This is a genomic window from Sphingobacterium sp. ML3W, from assembly GCF_000747525.1.
Lineage (GTDB): Bacteria > Bacteroidota > Bacteroidia > Sphingobacteriales > Sphingobacteriaceae > Sphingobacterium.
Window position 1 is genome coordinate 34,184 of record NZ_CP009278.1, and the last position, 20,062, is coordinate 54,245.

Here is a 20,062-nt window from a genome sequence, read left to right on the forward strand (position 1 = left end):
TAATGAAACTGGCAGGAAATGAAAAATAAACGCTTATGCTATTACAGTAGCAGATGCGACCAGCATAATTAGTGGCAAGACTTCCGCGTATTCGCTCATATCGTCACGGATGATTTTCATCGCAGATTTGATGTGGTTGTTCACCGTATTGACACTGATGTTGTTCTCTTGGGCGATCTGCTGATGGGTCAATCCCTGCTCACGACTCATCAGGAATACTTCTCGCCGCTTTTCGGGCAGTTTATTTACTGCTTCCATATAAATACCTTGCAGTTCTTTAAACGATAATTCAGGATGATCGATACTACCCAGTTGATCCAGCGGAACGGTTTCAATATCTTTGGTTTCTAAAATGTTCTTGCGGTGGTAATCGGCAACCTGGTTTCTTAAAACAGTAAAAATATATCTTTCAAATTCCTCCACCTGCAACAGCTTTTTTCTATGCTGCCAAATGTTCAACAATATATTCATAACGATTTCTTCGCAGTCTTCGCCCTGCTTTACAGACTTTAAACAGGAAGGAAATAACTTGGGGTAGTAATAGTCAAAGATGCTTTTATAAACACTGTCATTGCCATTAAGCCAATCTGCTATATGTTCCTCAATGATTTTTCTTGCCATGGTTGTTTACCCTGATTATTTATACAATACAAAAGTATTCATATTAGTATTAAATTAATGTTATCATATACGGAGTCCAAGTGCAGAACTGATCAATTTAGCCCGAAATCAGATGTTAAGTTCAAAAGTACAAGGCAGATATGTTTGAATACCTGAAGAGCCGTCTTGATTATTACGAAAAAGAACTTAAGCGTACCGGGGTCACCAAACAGTTGCTCTGGCAAGAGTATATTGAAAGCGACCCCACTGGTTATAGCTATCCACAGTTCACTTATCACTTAAGGCAACAGCTTATCTCCCGAAAGGGCAGCATGGTGATGGAGCACATCGCCGGCGACAAACTGTATATTGACTTTTCTGGAAAGAAACTCCATTATATCGACCGATCCACAGGTGAACTGATTGCCTGTGAAATATTTGTTGCCTGTCTTCCTTTCTCAGATTACGCGTTTGCCATCGCCGTGCGTTCCCAACAAACGCCCGACTTTCTTTACGCGCTGAGCTGTTGCCTGGAGGCCATGGGAGGTGTGCCAAAAGCCATCGTTCCCGATAACCTAAAAGCAGCAGTGATCAAAGCTGATAAATATGAACCGGTACTGAACCAATCCATGGAAGACTTTGCCAACCATTACGGCACTGTTGTAGTCCCTGCCCGTTCAGGTAGACCTAAAGATAAATCATTGGTAGAAAACCAGGTGAAAATGATCTATAGCCGCGTATTTGCGCCCCTTCGAAACCAACAGTTCTTTGATATACATGCGCTCAATCAAGCTATAAGCACCTGTATGGTAAAGCATAACCAGACGCGCATGCAGCAGAAGCCATATTGCCGGGAAGAACGGTTCTTAAGTGTCGAAAAGGCTACATTGGGCGAACTTCCAAGTGAACGCTTCGAGTTAAAGTACTACGCTGAACTCAAAGTTGGCAATAATGGACACATCTATCTACAGCGCAACAAACACTATTATAGTGTCCCATTCACCTACATAGGAATGAAGGTGAAGCTTATCTACACACGTACTATGGTATCGATCTATTGCCAGGGAAAACAGATCGCTGTGCATATACGCAGTTATCAGGAAAATACCTATACCACTGTTGCAGAACACTTAAAGTCCGAACATCAGGCCTACAAGAAACGAAGTCATGAGACCTATTTAGCCCGAGCTAGAGAGCACTCACCAGAGTTCCATGAGCTTATGCAGGTTCTTTTTAAGCGAGCCCGCTACCCTGAACAGTTATACCGTACCTGTGATGGTCTATTCAAGCTAAAGCGGGACTTTCCAATAGAAGAGTTTGATAAAGCATGTAAATATGTTCTAAAAAATAAGCTTTATACCTACTATTTCTTTAAAACGTACTTGAAAAGGGTATTGCCAACATTGAGGAAGAATCGTTGGTAAAAGACGCATTACCAGAACATCCCAATATACGGGGTAGAACATATTATGCAAGTAGCCAGCCGACACTCTTTGATCAACAAAAGGACGGATTGGGTGCACAATGACCAAGAAATAGCTAAAAGAACATAATAACCGATACAAATACACTAAAATGAACATTGAAACACAAATGAGAGCGTTACGCCTACATGGCATGGAACGCAACTGGAAAGCTCTGAACGAAACACGTCGGAGCACTGAACTCACTCTTTCTGAAGGGTTAACCCTCTTGTTGCAGGCAGAAGTAGATGAACGGGACGAAAAGCAGTTTGACCGCCTTAAGCAGAATGCGGGGTTCCGCTACCAGGCTTCGATAGAAGAGATAAATATGGTAGCTACCAGAGGGTTGGATAAGGGAATGGTCACTACCTTGGCTACGGGCGAGTACATCAAAAAAGGAGATCCGATACTGATCAGTGGCGCTACAGGCTGCGGGAAGAGTTTTCTAGCGTCCGCCTTAGGTCATCAAGCTTGTGCGCAAAGTTATAAAGTACTCTACTTTAATCTGCAAAAACTACTTCTAAAGACGAAAATGGCTCGTTTGTGTTAATTAACACGTATATTTTTTGTTCCATAAGTTTGTATTGTCAGCGGTACATCCATAACATTCTTACTTCCAAACCCTCCCGCGTTCACTTCAAAAGATTTGTTTAGGGGAGCGGTAATGATTACTTCCTGCAATATGGTTGTTGAATCTTTTTTGACTTCTTGAGCATATAGAGAAGCGGAAAAAGTTGCACTCAAAAAAAGGTAAGATGAAAGAACTACTGCATTTTTTCGTATTGATGTGCGAGGTAAATTACACTGTAGTACACAGAAACACTTATTAATAGATTTATTCATATATTTTATGAGCTAATTATTTTATATTTGCAATTAACGCAACATTGTTGCGAATGTAGTGATTATTTTTATAAACGCAACCGCGTTGCATTAATAAATTATTAGAAAGATGAAGCAACCAAGAAATACTGCTGCTAAGGCAGAAATATTAAGTTTTATCAGTCAGTCTGAGATTGCACTATCTCATTCTGAAATACAACACACTCTGAAAGGCTTATGTGATAGAGTAACTACTTACAGAATATTGGATAGATTGGTATCAGAAGGACTTATCCATAAGATTGCCAATATTGATGGGATAGTAAAGTATGCTGCATGTCATAATTGTTCTGCTATGACACATCATCATGATCATCTGCACTTTAGCTGTGAACAATGTCATACGATAATCTGTCTTGAAGATATTGAACCTACTTATAAAGTACCTGAAAAATATAAGATAAAACAAGTGAATTTTATTGTCTCAGGAATTTGTCCTGAATGTGCATAATACGACTCCAAATAGATTGTTTTTGTAGATCAATAGAAGAATGCTTTATATCAACCAGACTAACATATCTGATGTGTTAAAAAAGCAGAATAATTATTCGAGTTCATAACTATTGTTATAATCATGAATTCGGTGACTAGAATATAAATCTCTCTAAAAACATTTCCCAAGTTAGGTCGAGCTTGGGAAATGTTTTCATTTATATTATTAATGTTTGTAAACTAATTTGAGGAATTCGTTATACAGGACGCTAATCCTCGTAAAAAAATATAGTTATGAAGTACTCATTACAAGACATCCTTTTAGAGATTCATAACAAGGAGGGTAAGATTTTATCACAGAGCAAGAGATTGATTGATGAAGCTTACGAAATGACCTTGTATCTCCAAGACCTGTTATTTTCGGTCAAGAAATATGTTATTGAAGAAGGGTTTAAAACTGATAAAGAAGAGATACACTTTTTCCATACCATTAAACCGCAAATCCTTGGAAAGCTAATCTATTACAATAAGGTATACCGTATAGAAACTGGTTGCCCCGTTAATAATGGTAAAATATATCACACCTATTTTACAAGCCGTTTGCAGGAATTGAAAAAAGAATACGCTGAGCATATTTGTAACTCAGATTTTTATAGATATTACCGCTCAGGAAGGTCTGATAAAAATGAAATGTATTTCCGACTTGGCAACATTAACTATCATGATGGACTTAATAGTTTCGTGTTTGAAATAGATGCTCAATTCTCTACTTTTTACGACTATAAGGTAGCTCGAATCATTGCAAATGAATTGTTGTATAATTACTTGCTAACAAAGATCAACCCCGACGAAAACCCCGATGTTATTTTTAAAAATTCTGAATCAACAAAAGATGTTTTTTGGACAGATAGCAAAAACGCAATTATCGAATTGGTGTATGCTCTTTATGCTTCTGGTGCTATTTCCCATGGTAAAATCGGTATCCGAAAAATAAGCTTAATCTTTCAGATTCTTTTCAGAATCCCTCTCGGCGATTTGCATCACGCTTTCCACCGAATGAAAACCCGAAGTGGATCTAGAACCGCATTTTTAGACCAGCTCAAAATATCACTCGAAGAATATATGGATAAAGAGCTTTAGCTATCTCCTATATTAGATTGAAGAGGCTGTATCATTGAATAAAATTTGATACAGCCTCTTTTCTTTGCCCATATCTGCCAATTGGCAACCATCATCCAAAATCCTTTACAAACTTTCAAAAAGCCCTAAATACCTCAATAAACAAGGGTTTATCCGGATTACAAAAAACTACCAAACCAATTGGCAAGGCTTGGCGGACAAACTCTGCCATCCTTAGCAATTTTGCATAGTGAACATTAAAAAGCTATGCAATGAAAATTATAACCATTGAAGAGGAAGCGTGGGAACAGCTAAACAGCCGTATCAATGCTATCGCTGACTATCTGAAAAGATTGGAAGACACCAGCTATGATGACCTGTGGCTCAATAACCACGAGGTATGCCAGTACCTACATATTAGCGAGAAAACCTTATGGCGTATGCGTACCAAAGGCGAGCTTGCTCATTCAAAAATCTACGGACAATATTTTTACACCATTGGAGCGATCAAGGATATGCTCAATGCCAATGCCGTACAGAGCAGTGACGAGTATGTGGGAGAACTTATGGCAAAAGGTAAAAGTTATATCGAAAAAGGTAGAAAGTTGAAATCAGGCAAACTATAAAATGCATCCCTATGAATATTGACCGAATGGAATTTTTGGCGTGGATGGAACGCATAATTGACCGCTTTGATATGCTTAGCGACCATATTGATGATTCACAAAAGAAACGCAACAGCATTGACGGCGAAGAATTGTTGGATAATCAGGATTTACTTCAGATGCTAAAAATCAGTAACCGTTCCTTACAGCGGTATCGCTCTATCGGGAAGTTACCCTATTATACAATAAGCGGAAAACTGTATTATAAACTATCCGATGTGCATCAATTTATCCGAGAAAGTTTCACTGCCCCTTTACCCAAAGTGAAAGGACAATAAGTGACAAACACTGCCTCTGAGTGCCAATTAATGCAATGTAGTGACCGCCTGATTTACTTTAGGCATCGAACTATAAAATTTTCAAATTATGAGCGAAGAAACTGCAAATAAACAGGAATCTCCCGAACAACTATCGGAGATATTACTGGTATTGGATAAAGAGAAGATGAAAATCCAAGCCGTAAAAAGTATTGACGAAAACGGGGAAATGGAAACCGTTGACCCCACCAAGAAAAACCAAAACCAGTTTATGCGGGTGGACAAGAGTGGTGATCTATTCTCCAATTTCTTTTCTAATTTTTTCAGTCAGTTGAAAAACCCTACCAATTTCTCCTTTTTCAAAGTACCTGCTGATGAAGCCGTAAATAAAGCAAAAGAAATGCAGAAACAAGTGGATAAACCAACTCTAGAGGGTGAAAAAATAATGAAGGAACATGAAGTAAAAACAGAACCACAACAGGATAAAAAACCAGAAAATAAAAACGATATGGAAACAACACAAACAGCACCGGAAACAAGTGGATACCGCTTCAAGCAGGAACAGATTGATTGGGAAACCATGAATAATCTTGGACTAAGTAAAGAAAAACTTAAAAAAATGAATCTGCTTGATCCGTTATTAAGAGGTTTCAAGACCAATGAATTGGTACCCGTAAGTCTTAATCTTGGCACTGCGGTTACTCGTATGGATGCCCGACTTTCACTACAACAAAATGATCAGGGAGCCGTTGTGGTTGCTATTCATGGTATTCGTAAGGAACCCAACCTGAACTTTGAATTTTTTGGACATAAGTTTACCAAAGAAGACAAAGACAATTTACTTCAATCGGCCAATATGGGACGAGTAGTTAATTTGACCAATCCCAAAACAAGCGAAACCATTCCCTCCATTATCAGTGTGGATCGATTGACCAATGAGTTGGTTGCCCTGCGTACAGATAAAATCAAAATCCCTGATGAAATCAAAGGGATAAAATTGGATGATGCGCAAAAGCAAACCTTGATGGAGGGCAAACCACTTCAATTAGATGGAATGATTTCTAAGAAAGGAACTGAATTTTCTGCAATGGTACAGTTCAATGCAGACAAACGATATGTCGAATTTCTGTTTGACAGAAGTAACACGAATAAACAAAAGCAAAGCAACGGACAGAACAATCAACAAACTAATCAGCAGAACCAATCGCAGGAAGCTCCAAAAACCTTTCGAGGTAAAGAATTGGATAATGAACAACATCAAAAATTTAAAGACGGTCAAACAGTTTACGTAAGCGGATTGGTAGATAAGAAAGGTAAAGAATACAATGGTTACATCACTTTTAATAAGGAAACCAACAAAACAGACTTCTCTTTCCAAAATCCGAATAAGATCAAAGAACAAGCGAAACCCACCGAAGTCCATAAAACGCAAACAGCAGTCAATTCCGAGGGGAAAACCAATGAAGCGACCAAGAACATCAAAGAACCTTTGAAATCGGGACAAAAAAGCCCAGATAGTAAGAAACAGCAGGAAGAACAGGAAAAACCTAAAGCACCTGCTAAATCCAAAGGCAGAAAAATGTAACACGATAAATACAAAGAGTATGAAAGCAATTATTGCAGAAAAACCAAGTGTAGCAAGGGAAATAGCCAGCCTATTAGGAGCTACGAAAAAAAAAGAAGGTTACTTGACAGGTAACGGCTATTTGGTTACTTGGGCATTCGGACATTTAGTCGGATTGGGAATGTCCGAAGATTATGGCATTTCAGGATTTGAAAAAGCATCACTACCAATACTTCCAAATCCTTTTTTATTGACTGTCCGCAAAGTGAAAAAGGACAAAGGTTATATCGCCGATACTGGTGCATTAAAGCAACTGAAAGTGATTGAACAGATCTTTAATCGTTGTAATAGTATTATCGTAGCAACAGATGCCGGACGTGAAGGTGAGCTGATATTCCGCTACATCTATGAATACCTTAAATGCAACAAACCCTTTGAACGTCTTTGGATCAGTTCGCTTACCGAAAAAGCCATCAAACAGGGTTTCAATAACCTAAAATCTGGAAGCGATTTTGATGGATTATATCAGGCTGCACAAGGTAGAAGCCGTGCTGACTGGCTCGTGGGCATCAATGCATCGCAAGCATTAAGCATTGTAGCAGGGAATGGTATTTATTCGCTTGGAAGAGTGCAAACACCTACGCTAACTTTAATTTGTAAACGTTATTTGGAGAACAAAAAATTTTCGATACAGAAATATTGGCAAATAAAGTTATTGCATAATAGAGAGTTCATAGACTTTAAAAGTCTTTCTATTAAAAAATGGGAAGATAAAAAATTGGCAGAAGACACCTTAACGTCTATCCAAAAAAATGGAAACGTCGCTACGATTACCTCCGTAGAAAACAAAAAAGTTACGGAACAAGCACCTTTGTTGTTTGACCTAACAGGTCTTCAAAAAGAAGCCAATAAAAAACTGAATCTTTCAGCCGATGAAACCCTCAACATTGCTCAAAGCCTATATGAAAAGAAGTTTATCACGTATCCACGCACCGGAAGTAAGTATATTCCCGAAGATGTTTGGGCTGAAATCCCAAACCTTGTAAGAGCTTTACAAGATAGAGAAACTTGTAAGCAAGCTCTATTAAAAATGAAATGGGGTCGGTTCAATAAACGTATTGTAAACGATTTGCGGGTCACCGATCATCACGGCTTACTGATTACGGAGAAAATCCCTTCAGCGTTATCTGCCAAGGAAACTGCTATTTACGATATGATTGCTTTTCGATTACTGGAAGCTCTTTCTGGGGCTTGTACTAAAGAAATAACTGATATTACATTAGAAGCATTGCATTATGATTTTGCCTTGAAAGGTTGTAAAATATTGGAACCTGGCTGGCGTAGTATTAAGGGCTATTTTTCAGATGAGGATACCGACCCGGTGCAGGATCTACCGGAACTTAAAAAAGGTGATGAAATTAAAATAAACGAAGCTACCGTTTTAGAAAAAACAACCAATGCACCTGTACTTTATACGGAAGCAGGACTTTTATCAGCTATGGAAAGTGCCGGAAAGCAGATTGAAAATAGAGAGGAACGCAAAGCTTTACAAAATATTGGTATTGGTACTCCTGCTACAAGAGCCTCCATTATTGAAACCTTGTTTAGCCGTAATTACATTCAAAGGGGAAAAAAATTTTTAGTCCCAACCGAAAAGGGATTGCAGGTATATGAATTGGTAAAAGATAAAAAGATTGCAGACGTGGCAATGACTGCCGAATGGGAATTAGCCTTGCAGAAAATCGAAAACAACGAAACGGATGCTGGACCATTTCAAAAAGAAATGGAAAAATACGCTTCATCTATTACCAATGAACTGTTGCAAACTTCCATTACCCTAAACAATTTACCTAAATTGGTTTGTCCGAAATGCAAAAGCCATCAACTTATTATACGTGATAAGATTGTTAAATGTCCTGATGAAGTTTGTAACTGGGTACAGTTCCGTAATGTGTGTGGCATACAAATCAGTATAGTTGATATTGAAAGTTTGATTACGAAAGGTAAGACATCCCTCATCAAAGGAATGAAAAGCAAATCCGGAAAGAAATTCGATGGTTATATCGTGTTAAATAAAGATTACAAAACCTCTTTTGAATTTGAAAAAAGTAAAGGCTATAAAAAATAATGGAAGACAAACCACATATTACTTCAAAAGCAATCAAGAACCTGATTTATACCATACGTGGCAAACAAGTGATGCTGGACAATGACCTCGCTTCACTTTATCAAGTGGAAACAAAGAATCTTAATCGAGCAGTAAAGAGAAACATTGAGCGGTTTCCCGAATCGTTCTGTTTTCAATTAACAGAGGAGGAAGCTGAAAACTTGAGGTTCCAATTTGGCACCTCAAGTTTAAACCACGGCGGAAGACGCTATTTACCTACAGTTTTTACTGAATCAGGAATTGCAATGGCTTCTGCTGTGCTTCGGTCAGAAACTGCCGTTAGGGTCAGTGTTGAAATTATGGAAGCCTTTGTCGAAATGCGTAGAATGCTTATCAGTAATGCTTCACTTTTTCAGAGATTGGATAAAATGGAACTTAAGCAATTGGAATCCGACCAAAAGTTTGAAGAAATTTTTAAGGCTTTAGAAAGTGATAAACTTCATAGTGATAAAGGAATTTTCTACAACGGACAAATATTCGACGCCTATACTTTTGTGTCCGATATTATCCGGAGTGCCAAAAGCTCTATTATCTTGCTTGATAATTATGTAGATGATACGGTACTAACTTTATTAGGCAAACGGAATGATACTGTAACAGCAATAGTTTATACCAAGAGCATCAGCAATCAGTTACGGCTGGATTTACAAAGGTACAACAGCCAATATACTCCCATTGAAATCGAAATTTTTTCTGATGCCCACGACCGGTTTTTGATTATTGACAATACAGAACTCTACCACATCGGGGCATCACTCAAAGACCTAGGCAAGAAATGGTTTGCCTTTTCGAGAATGAATATCGAAGTGGGCAGGATGCTTCAGATTTTAAATAAACGAGACTGTAACGTAAACTGTGTCAACGGAATAATTTAATAAGATTTTTTATATTTAATTATTCAAACGACATGGTCATGAAAGAAAAGACCCCATTCGACTTTGAACGCTTCAAAGATGAAGCTATGCAAGGTCTTTATAACGGGAAGAGTTTATCTCCCAACGACGGCGTTCTGGCGCCCTTAATGAAGCATTTACTAGAGTCTATGATGGATGGCGAGCTAGAGAGTCACCTTCAGGAAGATAAGGCCTCAGGTAATTCCAATCGTCGTAATGGTAAGACCAAAAAGACTGTCCGCGGCCTTAATACAGGTACTTTTGAACTGGAGTCTGGACGGGATAGATCCGGTACATTTGAGCCTAAGGTAATTCCCAAGCGTCAGCTCATTATTACAGAACAATTAGAAGGCCATGTTCTGAGTATGTATGCCAAAGGGATGAGCACACGTGCTATAAGTGATTTTATCCGTGAGATGTATGCTATGGATATTTCTGCGACCGAAATATCCCGTATCACAGAAAGTGTTATGCCAGCCGTCAATGAGTGGCGAAGTCGTCCGCTAGAGGCCGTCTATCCCTTTGTTTTCCTAGACTGCATGCATTATAAAGTCCGTCAGAACGGCACGGTTGAATCTAGAGCTATTTATAATATATTAGGTGTAGGAATGGATGGACGTAAAGATCTGATAGGTCTTTATAGTTCAGAGAATGAGGGTGCCAAGTTTTGGTTATCTGTTCTTACAGACCTAAAACAGCGTGGTGTCGAAGACATTCTAATTGCCTGTATCGATGGTTTAAAAGGCTTTCCTGAAGCTATTGAAGCTATTTTCCCTAAAACTAAAGTTCAGTTATGTATCGTCCATCAGATCAGATCAAGTATGCGCTATGTTACAGAAAAGGATAAAAAAGCTGTCATTGAAGACCTAAAGCCCGTTTATAAAGCTGTTAACGAAGAAATGGGCTATGAGAACTTAATTATCTTCGAAGAGAAATGGGGTAAGAAATATCCAATTGCTGCTAAATCCTGGTTGGATAATTGGACGAACTTATCTACCTTTTTTGAATACGATGAACAGGTACGTAAGACTATTTATACTACTAATCCTATTGAAGGAATGCACCGCCAGATTCGTAAAATAACGAAGTCTAAGGGTGCATTCAGCTCTGAGCAGGCGTTAATGAAGTTAATGTTCTTGATAATAAGGGACATCTCTAAAAAATGGACGATGCCAATGCACAATTGGGGCTTGACTATATCCGGGCTTTATATTAAATTTGGGGATAGACTAAAGCTCGACAGAGGCTTTTAGGAGTAAGTTAATTATCCAATGACACAGTTGAAGTTACACTCCCAAATAAACGGTTAAGAGCTATATGATAACTATTTATCATCTTGTTCATCCATTTTCTTAATAAGCCCATCCCTTAGGTAATCAAGGAATTTTGTTCTGTTTACTTTACGGTTTTTTAATTCTAAGTAAGTATGATAAAAATCGCCTAGATCGATATTGAAAATAGTTTCAAAATGTTTTGCTATTATTCTTATGTCAATATTTCCATTATCAAAAACACCCTGATAATGCAAAGCATAAATCAATTCGGTTAATGCAGTCTTACTTCCTGTCCAGCTTAATGAGGCACTATCAGACAAATTATTATGGTTGTTACAATTAAGCTGATCTTCGAGATAAACGTGAATCAAATCATTAGCTATTATTTTAGCTACTTTATAATCATGTGAAGTAGAAAAACGATGATCGGCTTCAAAATAAAAGGTATCTAGACTTAGCTTTATATCATGTTTTCCCCTCATGAAGTATTTTGTATCGAGATAGTTGTTTTTAGTTCTGTAATATTTATAAAAGTCTAGGTTGTTATCAAAAAACCTCTTTAGTTTTTGTAATTCACTATTTAGGTATTTTTTGTAAGGTTTTGCCCCATAAGGTTTTTTTGTTTCTATTTTGTAAATAGCGTTATAGTAAATGAGCTTTGAAACAATCGAAGGTTTCTGATATTTAAAAAAATCGATTTCCTCTTCAGTATTTTTAAAGCCTCGTTTTAAAACATATTTTTTCACATCAGACAAGCATTTCACGATATTACTCATAACAGCTTCTATCTGTTGTATCGGGCAATCAAATTCAATCTCTAATTCTTTGATTGCTGTTTCCAGCTTATATAGCGTTTCCTTGTAAAATTCATCCATTCAGCTAGCATAAATATTATAATAGATGTACATAAAAATAAGTACTTCGTGAGTCTTTCAATATTGTGTCTCAAAAACCAGTAGTGATTTTAAATGATTTACTATTGGTTCTTATTTAACCTTAACAGATCTTCTTTATATTAAAATTCACCTAATTGAGCACATAACAAACAGAAGACATTGTCAAATCTACAACATGATTTATATGTTAATAATTGAGATTGATGTCTTCCGTTATTTCATTGTTGAAAATATGAATTCAATATAAACCTGGGAACTTTAGAATCAGGAAAAGTAAAATGTGGTCTACTACAGGTCCAATATTTAATTAAAAGATTCAGAGCTTGTTAAGCTTTGCCAAAAGTTTATAAAAGAGATTTGGTAATATTAATCAACGCTTCGATTTTAACTGATTAATTTCGACAATGTGTTTTTTTGCATTATCGTTTTTAGGATTTAACTCGAGTGATTTTTTATAGTTAGAAAGTGCCTTTTCATAATTTTTATCTATAAAGTAAGCCTCTCCAGCACTGTCATATAAATTTGCATTTTTGGAATCTTCTGAAATTGCAAACTCAAATATTCTTATTGCTTTTTCTATTTGCTTGCTATTAAGCAATTCGTAACCAAAATTATTTAATGCCGTACTACCTGATATATAGCTAAAAGTGTCAGTTTTTAATTCCTTATACTTTTCAATGGCTTCATCGAAGTTATTCATAAAGCCCTTTTGTAGTAATGAAATTAAATTGATTTTTGGGGAATTGATTAAATCAGTTTCAATTCTATTGTACAAACTCGTCCAATCGTTTAATACTGCTTCGGATTTATTATTCATAATTAATACCAAACCATAACGAGAATCTGGACAAACCAGCACACCGCTTTGAACACCATTGGAAGTACCCGTTTTTCCATAATAGAAGCCTTCTTTTTTACCGAAACCAACATCCCATAAATAGCCTTTATCATCACTATCTTTCTCTTCTTTAAATAAAAGACGCGTAGATTCTTTGATGAATGGGGCGCTACTTTCCAATTGAAATTGCATGAATTTGGTAAGGTCAGGTAAATTGCTAATCATTCCATAAGCACCGCCTAATAAAGGGTTTTTGTCTAATGGAGCTTTTTTCCTGTCTTCACCGTAACCATTGGATAGGCATTCTTTATGTTTATCATAATCTTGTAAATAAGTGCTTTTCATATTTAATTCCGTAAGGAATTCTTGTAACAAATCTTTATAAGATTGATGGTAAACTTGTTCTAAAACATAGGACAATAACTCCGGACCCACAGAATTGTAACTATAAACTGTTCCAGGTTTTTTATCTAATACCACCGTTTTAAGCTCATCTAACAAATTGGACATATCATAATCAAATGGCTTGTTTTCATAATAGCCTTTGTTCGTTCTTTTATTAACCTTTTCTAGTTTTTTTGGTGTCTTATATTTAAATCCAAGAGTATGTGTCAATAGGTTTTTAATCGTAATGGGGGTGTTTTCAAATTGTAAATTTGGATAATCACCCTTTAAATATTTTCTGATATCATCATTCAGTGCTTTTTTTTTTTCTAAAACGGCCTTGGCAGCTAAAGAACCTACAAAGACTTTTGAAATAGAGGCGATTTCATATAGTGTATTATCGTTGGGTTTGTTACTCGAATTCTTGTCTATTTCACCATAATATTGCTGATAGGTTTTACCATCTTTATAAATGGCTAATGCCAGTGAATTAATATTTCCTTTTTTCAAAGTACTCTCGGCATATTGATCCATTATACTGCTAAGATTTTTAAAGGAAAAATCTTCCACTTTCCCTTTTTCCTCTTCGGCTTTGAGGAGCATCTCAACAGCATTATCATTTTTAGGATCAAGTGCTAATGACTGGCTGTAATTTTTAATTGCACGCTCCCAATCTTTAATTTCAAAATAAGCCTCCCCCAAACTATCGTACAAATCTGCATTATTAGGCACCAGGCTGAGCGCATATTCAAAAACTTTAATAGCGGCTTTAGGATTTTGTTTGTTCTTTAACCATTCATAGCCAATTATATTTATATCATCGGCAAAGTCCATTTGATTAAGATCAGCTGTGGTTAGCTTTTGTTGCGCTATCTTTTCCTCTATAAATAAAGTTGGATGCGTAGCATCGTTATATTTTAGATAATGTTTGTACCCGCTAGATTCCTTGGGGAATAGATCCGCAATCATTGTCTTATGATTGCCTTTCTTCAATTCTTTCTTTAAATCAATTTCAATAAATTGCGAATAATCATGAAAAAGATATACTCGTATTTTTAAAGAATTTAAATCATAAACTGTAGAATATTGCGTAGCTATAAAGCTTTTATTTTGTGCAAAATGTTTCATTGCTTCACTGCAATAATCAATAGTGGCCATACTTTTTGAAGCATGAATAAATTGCTGTCCATTTTGGAAATAATCGAGTTTTACTTTGTCCAAATTTTTAGTTTGGGAGTAATAGAAATTTGAAAAAGACTTTTCTGGATCTTTGCCAATAAACATTTTATCGCCTTCTACAATAAGATAAGTACCGGATTTATCCACAAATACGAGCATACTACTTGTTAAAGAAGACAAATTTATGGTCTGTAAGTAAGATTCAACCTCATCCACAGTGCTCATGGTCTGCATTACCTGTCTGATGGCTTTGCCTATAGAAATTTTCACTTTTCCTTCCGTATTATTTATAGCTAGATAGGGTGCATAAAAGCCATCAAACATCAATCCCTGTTCATTGATAGCCCCTTGAGCAAAATTATTTAGCGTTCCCATATACATCACACCAAATTTACTATCCTCTGCTGCTTCGTACCAGAATTGATTATTGGGTGTTAAATAATCTTCATTATTTCCAACTATAGTTTTGCCATTCTTGGTAATTTTGTACATCGTACAAGCATTTGCTTTTATTGAAATAGACAAGAAAATTATTAGGATTAAGATTGCCGTTTTATTTATCATAAGAAGGTTTTAATAAGTGGAGTTATTATATTTTTTCTGCATTTTAATTCTATTTAGTTCTGATAGATCATTAAAATCTCATTTCTAATGCTAAATTGAATATGAATATTTTCAAACTCTATTTTATTTTCTAAAATAGTTTATTTGCTATTTTCTACAATTTCAATTTAAACAATTTAATAGGGTACTTTTCATTTACAAATCCATTAAAGCCATGTAAACTCTTTAGTTTTTCTATATTTTAATAGTACTCCTACCCTTAGGAAAAATAATGGCACAAATATGCGTAATATAAATTTCTTGCAGCGATACAAGTAACAACCGCTTAATCTAAATCAATAAATACAGATATCCAGTTAACAAACCTTTTGAACGGAATTCATAAAAGCTGTTTTCAAATAAACTTTTTCAATTTCGATCTTTGTGAGGTATTCTTGCATCAAGGCCCTACCAAATAATGTCTCAACTTAATTTTACAATTTTCCCTTGGTACAAAATATAAATGCATTTACTTCTTACTCGATTTAAAGATTTCAATTTTAGTTTCACGGAGTACAATTTCCCTTTCCTCGGCTTTTAATAATACCACTACAGAAGTATTTGATTCATTTACCTTAAATATTAATTCGGCACTTTTAACAGCTGTATTTTTATATAGACTTTGATAAGCCTTCGTAGTTTCTTGCTCATTAAAAATTACTGATCCTCCGTAACGTTGTCCAGTAAAATCTCTCCACCCTAAATTCATCGTTCGGGGAATCGCTCGCAAACCGAAGTCGATATTTTCAAACGTTTCATCAGTTAATTCCTCCTGTTCGCCATTTACAAAAATGAAATAGGAGTTTATGGCTTCACCACCATTCGGAATTGAATAACTTGGTTTCCAATTGTATTTTTTCCGATAGGTATCCCATAGCCCAAAAGGTATAGGTTTATTTTTGTTTGCTTCTCGTAGCTCAAGAGGAACAATTTTTTCATTAAGCATAATGGATTTACGATACTCTGCATTGAACAATAATTTTTCATGGCTATCTAATTTGGCTATTTCTTGTTCCGATATAACGATTTTTTTGCCTTCATGTCTACTTACTTCAACTTGCTTTCCTGATCCAAAAAGCCATATAACAACAACTCCTCCAGGAGCAAAACCAACTACTATAGTGGTATAGGTCGTTTTTTTCTTTGTAAAGCTATCCAAATAGCCTTCTTCAAATAAGGAATGTATTTTATCCACATCCAGTTTGGTATCAATATGATAAAAAGTATCTTCTGCATAAGAAAGCCATACCACATCAAGTCGATTGGGCAAAGGTTTTATTCCTGAGCTCATACTACCGCCTGTATGCCCCCAGCCCGAAGCTCCAGTGTGCGTACCCAAATAAAGACTTGTGGAACCTTTATCGGATTCTAATCCACCTTCATAAACGTCAACCGGATATCCGGGTGGACAAGAGATAGTTTCTTGCCAATCATACTCTTCAATAGCATTAGTTACATTTTGGCTCATTGCTGTATTTATTTTCTTTTCTTGGCATGAAACAAAATTTAAACAAAAAAGGTGGATTAAAAGTATTGATATAATTTTATGCATAAATATTGTTTTTTTGCCGGACAAATAATATAAAATTATGTATTGGATTTTCTGTTTGTAGACAATTTAGTAAATTGGAAAAATCATAAACGACTATTTCAGCTATCGTATAATCTCAAAATTATTACTTCCTTTGGGTTTATGTAACAACATTCTAAAGCCTGCCGTCCCTTTAACTTCACGCTTTAAATAATCATCAAAAACGGAGGTTTCAAAACGCAAAACACGATCTAATTTAATATTTACACTATCAATTGGTTCTAATGTTACAATTCGTCCATCTGCATAAAATTTAAGTTTATAGTTCCCAATCGAATGAACTTTATTTTCATTTGCAAACATCTGATTTACTCCGTCAAATATCTTCTTAAAATCATTTTGAATATAATAGTGGGATTGTGCTATTTCTATCAAACGTGGTTCCATTAATATACTGAAGGATTCTTTATCTCGCTTTTCATATATATATTTCACCTGCTGATAAAACTCAACTACTTCCTTTTCTATTTGCATCAGATCTTGTCCTGTATTATTGAGTACTTTGCTATTCTCCCATCCTTGCACGGAATAAGGAACATCGGCTTGAAATGTAAATGTTTTTTCGAAAATAGGTAATCCAGCATATTGAAAATTCCCACCATATGCTATGTCAGTTTCTCCTTCCCTTAGAACGATTGGTGTTTCATATTCTACCAGAACTTTCTTTTCAGCTTCAAAATTTTTATATGTTTTTAAATTTGCTATTCTTGCAATTTTAAGCTTCATACTCGCTTCCTTAGACAAAGTGTTTCCTTCTTCTGGAAGTAATCGGACCGTTACTTTTTGCTCGCCACTTTTCAAAATGTACTCGTTCAAATCTAAGGGATAAAAAGATGTAGAGGATTCTGCTCCATAATTCTTATAGATTGGGATATCATTTACAAAAACCTCGATATTACAAAAATAATAATTAAACATAATGAAGTAACCTGGTTCCTGATCGTAATGTTTAACCTGTTTTTCTAATACCAAAATTTTCTCTTCGGTCATTCCATTTGCTTTTTGTCTACAACTGCTATTTACCATAGCTAATAGAACAAGAACATTGAACGTCACTTTATTAATTAATTTGTACATATTTCAGTCTATTCTTTTAATTTTTTTATCATTTCCAAATCACTATTACTCAAATTTTCAACCCGTAAATATTCGAGTTTAGCATTAGTAAAAAACAATACAATCCGATACAATTTACCATTGCATTCTGTATCGGTTGTTTGGAAGTATTCACCACTTCTCCCTTCTGTTGTCATTGTTTCATCTTCCATATTCACATTTCGATCCCAAAAAGTAAAAATGTCCAGTTTTTTTGTTTGTTCTCTGTAGGCATTAATTTTTTGTAAATTCATGTCTCCAGCAATCGGTACCCCTTGTACATCAACCACTCCTTGAAAGATATGATACGGGTAAAAATATTGTTTAGGATTCAAATCATCTTCTAGACCTTTTTTTATCCGAGCAATCAACTCTTTTGACATTGGTTTATCTAATTCATTATATTCATTCTCAATTTCTTCGAAGGATTTCATATCCGAAATATAGGCCTTACTTAACTTTCCTGCTTGACCTTCGGGACTGTCTAGATTCGTAAAGAAGATATAAAATGTTGCCTCTTTATCTGGAGTATCATCAATCTGTACTGCTACGCCTAAATCATCAAACATACCAAAATCAGGACTGCGCCTCTTTTGTCCTAATATCCTTTCCCAAGCTTCAATACTCTCTCCGAATGGTAATTGCTTCCCCTTATAAGTAACTCGACAATCATTAATTGTTATTAAAGCAGTAGCGTCCTAAACGTTGAAAAAAGTGGCGGTGTTTTGCTATAGCAAAGTTGCTATATTTAAATCGTCAAATTTTAACACACCGCCATGGTAAATTTAAACGTTTTTAGTCAGATTTTATCACTTATCGACCGCGAATTATTCAAGGTTTTGGTTGCTAAGCACAAGAGTGACAAACATTGTAAAGGGATCAACAGCTGGACGCATCTTGCTAGCATGTTGTTTTGCCATTTTTCTTCTGCAGATTCAGTTCGTGATATCAGTAATGGCTTACGTAGTACGACTGGTAATTTGAACCATTTAGGTGTTGGTAGAGCACCCAGCAAGTCCAATATTTCCTATATCAACAAGCACCGCACCCATGAACTCTTTAAAGATCTGTACTTTTCGCTATTAGATAAGCTATGGCAAAAGGATACCCATTTGCGCAAAGATCTAACGCAATTAAAGCGCAAGGTTTATCTGATGGATGCCAGTATCATCCCTTTATGTTTATCTGTATTTGACTGGGCTAAATTTAGAAGCACCAAAGGTGCTGTAAAACTGCACACTGTGCTGGATTATGATGGATGTCTTCCTGTTTTCATGCAGATTACAGACGGGAAAGTTCATGAAAGCCAGCGTGCGGGTAGCTATAGTTTTTCCAAAGGAAGCGTTGTAGTGGTGGATAGAGGTTATGTGGATTACAACTGGCTCGGGGATTTGGACAGCAGAGGTTGTTATTTTGTTACCAGGAGTAAAACTAACATGAAGTACAACGTTATCAAGTCATACCAGAGTGAAGCACTCCTTGAAAAGGGAATCATTAAAGATGAGATCATTGAGCTTTCTGGTCCATCAGCAGATAGATACAACTCTAAACCATTACGCTTGATTCACTTTTGGGACAGCAGCACAGACAACCAGTACCACTTTCTGACAAATAATATCCAATGGAAGGCATCACTAGTAGCTAACATTTATAAACAGCGATGGCAGATCGAGATTTTCTTCAAGCATCTGAAGCAACGCTTAAAAATATCATCTTTTGTGGGTACTTCTGAAAATGCGGTCATGATCCAAATATGGACTTCGTTGATTGGAATATTACTGCTCAAATACCTTCAGAAGAAGGCTAAATACGATTGGAATCTGTCTAACTTGGTCGGGTTTATCAGGATGAATATATTCGTGAAAATAAATATATGGCAATGGATAGATGATCCTTTTATCAGGCCACCAGTTAAGGGTAAAAATGGACAGCTACAGATATTCTCAGACTAAAAAATAGGGTCAAAATTGAAATTATCTAAAAATAGATACTGTTTCAAGGGAAACACGCGCCTAAAATTTATTTAGGACGGAAGTGATAAAATATATTTTTAAATTTTATTAAAATTAATATTTTATGGACAATGCATTTTACGGGTTTCCGTAAATAGGATAAATTTTATTTGCTTAAGCCAAACGCCGCCACCTACCGCCATTGGCT

The 20,062-nt window shown here is 35.9% G+C and carries 18 protein-coding genes; 11 read left to right on the forward strand and 7 right to left on the reverse strand.

Annotation, left to right across the window (positions count from 1 at the left end; genetic code table 11):
- Nucleotides 1-33: 33 nt before the first annotated feature.
- Entirely contained in the window at nucleotides 34-621 is a 588-nt protein-coding gene (locus KO02_RS00130) for an RNA polymerase sigma-70 factor (RefSeq protein ID WP_038694789.1), read from the reverse strand.
- 140 nt (nucleotides 622-761) lie between these two features.
- Here KO02_RS00130 and istA point away from each other — a divergent pair, with 140 nt between their 5' ends.
- Nucleotides 762-2,024 (forward strand): IS21 family transposase, encoded by a 1,263-nt coding sequence (gene istA / locus KO02_RS00135; protein WP_051959697.1) that lies wholly within the window; start codon nucleotides 762-764, stop codon nucleotides 2,022-2,024.
- A gap of 151 nt (nucleotides 2,025-2,175) precedes the next feature.
- On the forward strand, nucleotides 2,176-2,613 hold the full coding sequence (locus tag KO02_RS00140; RefSeq protein WP_081918269.1) for an ATP-binding protein: 438 nt from the start codon (nucleotides 2,176-2,178) through the stop codon (nucleotides 2,611-2,613).
- On the opposite strand, the gene KO02_RS00145 is transcribed toward KO02_RS00140, so the two are convergent.
- Complete coding sequence (locus tag KO02_RS00145) at nucleotides 2,610-2,807, reverse strand: hypothetical protein (RefSeq protein WP_144243230.1); 198 nt, start codon at nucleotides 2,805-2,807, stop codon at nucleotides 2,610-2,612. The two genes, KO02_RS00140 and KO02_RS00145, sit on opposite strands and share 4 nt — an antisense overlap.
- 208 nt (nucleotides 2,808-3,015) lie before the next feature.
- Between KO02_RS00145 and KO02_RS00150 the strand changes: the two genes are divergently transcribed.
- From KO02_RS00150 to KO02_RS00185, 8 genes are all read left to right on the forward strand, one after another.
- Entirely contained in the window at nucleotides 3,016-3,396 is a 381-nt protein-coding gene (locus KO02_RS00150; RefSeq protein ID WP_038694793.1) for a Fur family transcriptional regulator, read from the forward strand.
- Nucleotides 3,397-3,671: 275 nt separating this feature from the next.
- On the forward strand, nucleotides 3,672-4,517 hold the full coding sequence (locus KO02_RS00155) for an RteC domain-containing protein (protein WP_038694795.1): 846 nt from the start codon (nucleotides 3,672-3,674) through the stop codon (nucleotides 4,515-4,517).
- A gap of 251 nt (nucleotides 4,518-4,768) precedes the next feature.
- Nucleotides 4,769-5,122, forward strand: coding sequence for a helix-turn-helix domain-containing protein (locus tag KO02_RS00160; protein WP_038694796.1), 354 nt, complete (start codon nucleotides 4,769-4,771; stop codon nucleotides 5,120-5,122).
- An 11-nt stretch (nucleotides 5,123-5,133) separates the two neighbouring features.
- Nucleotides 5,134-5,439 (forward strand): helix-turn-helix domain-containing protein, encoded by a 306-nt coding sequence (locus KO02_RS00165; RefSeq protein ID WP_038694798.1) that lies wholly within the window; start codon nucleotides 5,134-5,136, stop codon nucleotides 5,437-5,439.
- A gap of 88 nt (nucleotides 5,440-5,527) precedes the next feature.
- Nucleotides 5,528-7,003: a DUF3945 domain-containing protein gene (locus KO02_RS00170; RefSeq protein WP_038694800.1), complete on the forward strand. Its 1,476-nt coding sequence runs from the start codon at nucleotides 5,528-5,530 to the stop codon at nucleotides 7,001-7,003.
- A 19-nt stretch (nucleotides 7,004-7,022) separates the two neighbouring features.
- Nucleotides 7,023-9,110, forward strand: a complete 2,088-nt coding sequence (locus KO02_RS00175) for a type IA DNA topoisomerase (protein WP_038694802.1) — start codon at nucleotides 7,023-7,025, stop codon at nucleotides 9,108-9,110.
- On the forward strand, nucleotides 9,110-10,024 hold the full coding sequence (locus KO02_RS00180) for an ORF6N domain-containing protein (protein WP_038694804.1): 915 nt from the start codon (nucleotides 9,110-9,112) through the stop codon (nucleotides 10,022-10,024). The genes KO02_RS00175 and KO02_RS00180 overlap by 1 nt, the downstream gene beginning before the upstream one ends.
- Nucleotides 10,025-10,062: 38 nt before the next feature.
- Nucleotides 10,063-11,295 carry an IS256 family transposase gene (locus KO02_RS00185; RefSeq protein WP_038701898.1) on the forward strand — a complete coding sequence of 411 codons (1,233 nt, stop codon included), beginning with the start codon at nucleotides 10,063-10,065 and terminating at the stop codon, nucleotides 11,293-11,295.
- 71 nt (nucleotides 11,296-11,366) lie between these two features.
- On the opposite strand, the gene KO02_RS00190 is transcribed toward KO02_RS00185, so the two are convergent.
- From KO02_RS00190 to KO02_RS00215, 5 genes are all read right to left on the reverse strand, one after another.
- A complete protein-coding gene (locus KO02_RS00190) occupies nucleotides 11,367-12,191 on the reverse strand; it encodes an RteC domain-containing protein (protein ID WP_038694806.1) in 825 nt (274 codons plus the stop codon).
- 391 nt (nucleotides 12,192-12,582) lie between these two features.
- Nucleotides 12,583-15,177 (reverse strand): serine hydrolase, encoded by a 2,595-nt coding sequence (locus KO02_RS23125; RefSeq protein WP_200878592.1) that lies wholly within the window; start codon nucleotides 15,175-15,177, stop codon nucleotides 12,583-12,585.
- 508 nt (nucleotides 15,178-15,685) lie between these two features.
- Nucleotides 15,686-16,684: a DUF2931 family protein gene (locus tag KO02_RS00205; RefSeq protein WP_051959699.1), complete on the reverse strand. Its 999-nt coding sequence runs from the start codon at nucleotides 16,682-16,684 to the stop codon at nucleotides 15,686-15,688.
- Nucleotides 16,685-16,870: 186 nt separating this feature from the next.
- Nucleotides 16,871-17,884 carry a hypothetical protein gene (locus tag KO02_RS00210; RefSeq protein WP_038694808.1) on the reverse strand — a complete coding sequence of 338 codons (1,014 nt, stop codon included), beginning with the start codon at nucleotides 17,882-17,884 and terminating at the stop codon, nucleotides 16,871-16,873.
- An 8-nt stretch (nucleotides 17,885-17,892) separates the two neighbouring features.
- Nucleotides 17,893-18,471, reverse strand: a complete 579-nt coding sequence (locus KO02_RS00215; RefSeq protein WP_038694810.1) for a hypothetical protein — start codon at nucleotides 18,469-18,471, stop codon at nucleotides 17,893-17,895.
- A 207-nt stretch (nucleotides 18,472-18,678) separates the two neighbouring features.
- On the opposite strand from KO02_RS00215, the gene KO02_RS00220 reads away from it, so the two are divergent.
- Nucleotides 18,679-19,854: an IS4 family transposase gene (locus KO02_RS00220; RefSeq protein WP_038694773.1), complete on the forward strand. Its 1,176-nt coding sequence runs from the start codon at nucleotides 18,679-18,681 to the stop codon at nucleotides 19,852-19,854.
- The last annotated feature ends 208 nt before the right edge of the window (nucleotides 19,855-20,062 follow it).

Excerpts from the sequence above, each read along its gene's own strand:
- KO02_RS00130 (WP_038694789.1), bottom strand. The coding sequence starts at position 621 with ATGGCAAGAAAAATCATTGAGGAACATATAGCAGATTGGCTTAATGGC.
- istA (WP_051959697.1), top strand. The coding sequence starts at position 762 with ATGTTTGAATACCTGAAGAGCCGTCTTGATTATTACGAAAAAGAACTT.
- KO02_RS00140 (WP_081918269.1), top strand. The coding sequence starts at position 2,176 with ATGAACATTGAAACACAAATGAGAGCGTTACGCCTACATGGCATGGAA.
- KO02_RS00150 (WP_038694793.1), top strand. The coding sequence starts at position 3,016 with ATGAAGCAACCAAGAAATACTGCTGCTAAGGCAGAAATATTAAGTTTT.
- KO02_RS00155 (WP_038694795.1), top strand. The coding sequence starts at position 3,672 with ATGAAGTACTCATTACAAGACATCCTTTTAGAGATTCATAACAAGGAG.
- KO02_RS00160 (WP_038694796.1), top strand. The coding sequence starts at position 4,769 with ATGAAAATTATAACCATTGAAGAGGAAGCGTGGGAACAGCTAAACAGC.
- KO02_RS00165 (WP_038694798.1), top strand. The coding sequence starts at position 5,134 with ATGAATATTGACCGAATGGAATTTTTGGCGTGGATGGAACGCATAATT.
- KO02_RS00170 (WP_038694800.1), top strand. The coding sequence starts at position 5,528 with ATGAGCGAAGAAACTGCAAATAAACAGGAATCTCCCGAACAACTATCG.
- KO02_RS00175 (WP_038694802.1), top strand. The coding sequence starts at position 7,023 with ATGAAAGCAATTATTGCAGAAAAACCAAGTGTAGCAAGGGAAATAGCC.
- KO02_RS00180 (WP_038694804.1), top strand. The coding sequence starts at position 9,110 with ATGGAAGACAAACCACATATTACTTCAAAAGCAATCAAGAACCTGATT.
- KO02_RS00185 (WP_038701898.1), top strand. The coding sequence starts at position 10,063 with ATGAAAGAAAAGACCCCATTCGACTTTGAACGCTTCAAAGATGAAGCT.
- KO02_RS00190 (WP_038694806.1), bottom strand. The coding sequence starts at position 12,191 with ATGGATGAATTTTACAAGGAAACGCTATATAAGCTGGAAACAGCAATC.
- KO02_RS23125 (WP_200878592.1), bottom strand. The coding sequence starts at position 15,177 with ATGATAAATAAAACGGCAATCTTAATCCTAATAATTTTCTTGTCTATT.
- KO02_RS00205 (WP_051959699.1), bottom strand. The coding sequence starts at position 16,684 with ATGAGCCAAAATGTAACTAATGCTATTGAAGAGTATGATTGGCAAGAA.
- KO02_RS00210 (WP_038694808.1), bottom strand. The coding sequence starts at position 17,884 with ATGTACAAATTAATTAATAAAGTGACGTTCAATGTTCTTGTTCTATTA.
- KO02_RS00215 (WP_038694810.1), bottom strand. The coding sequence starts at position 18,471 with ATGTTTGATGATTTAGGCGTAGCAGTACAGATTGATGATACTCCAGAT.
- KO02_RS00220 (WP_038694773.1), top strand. The coding sequence starts at position 18,679 with ATGGTAAATTTAAACGTTTTTAGTCAGATTTTATCACTTATCGACCGC.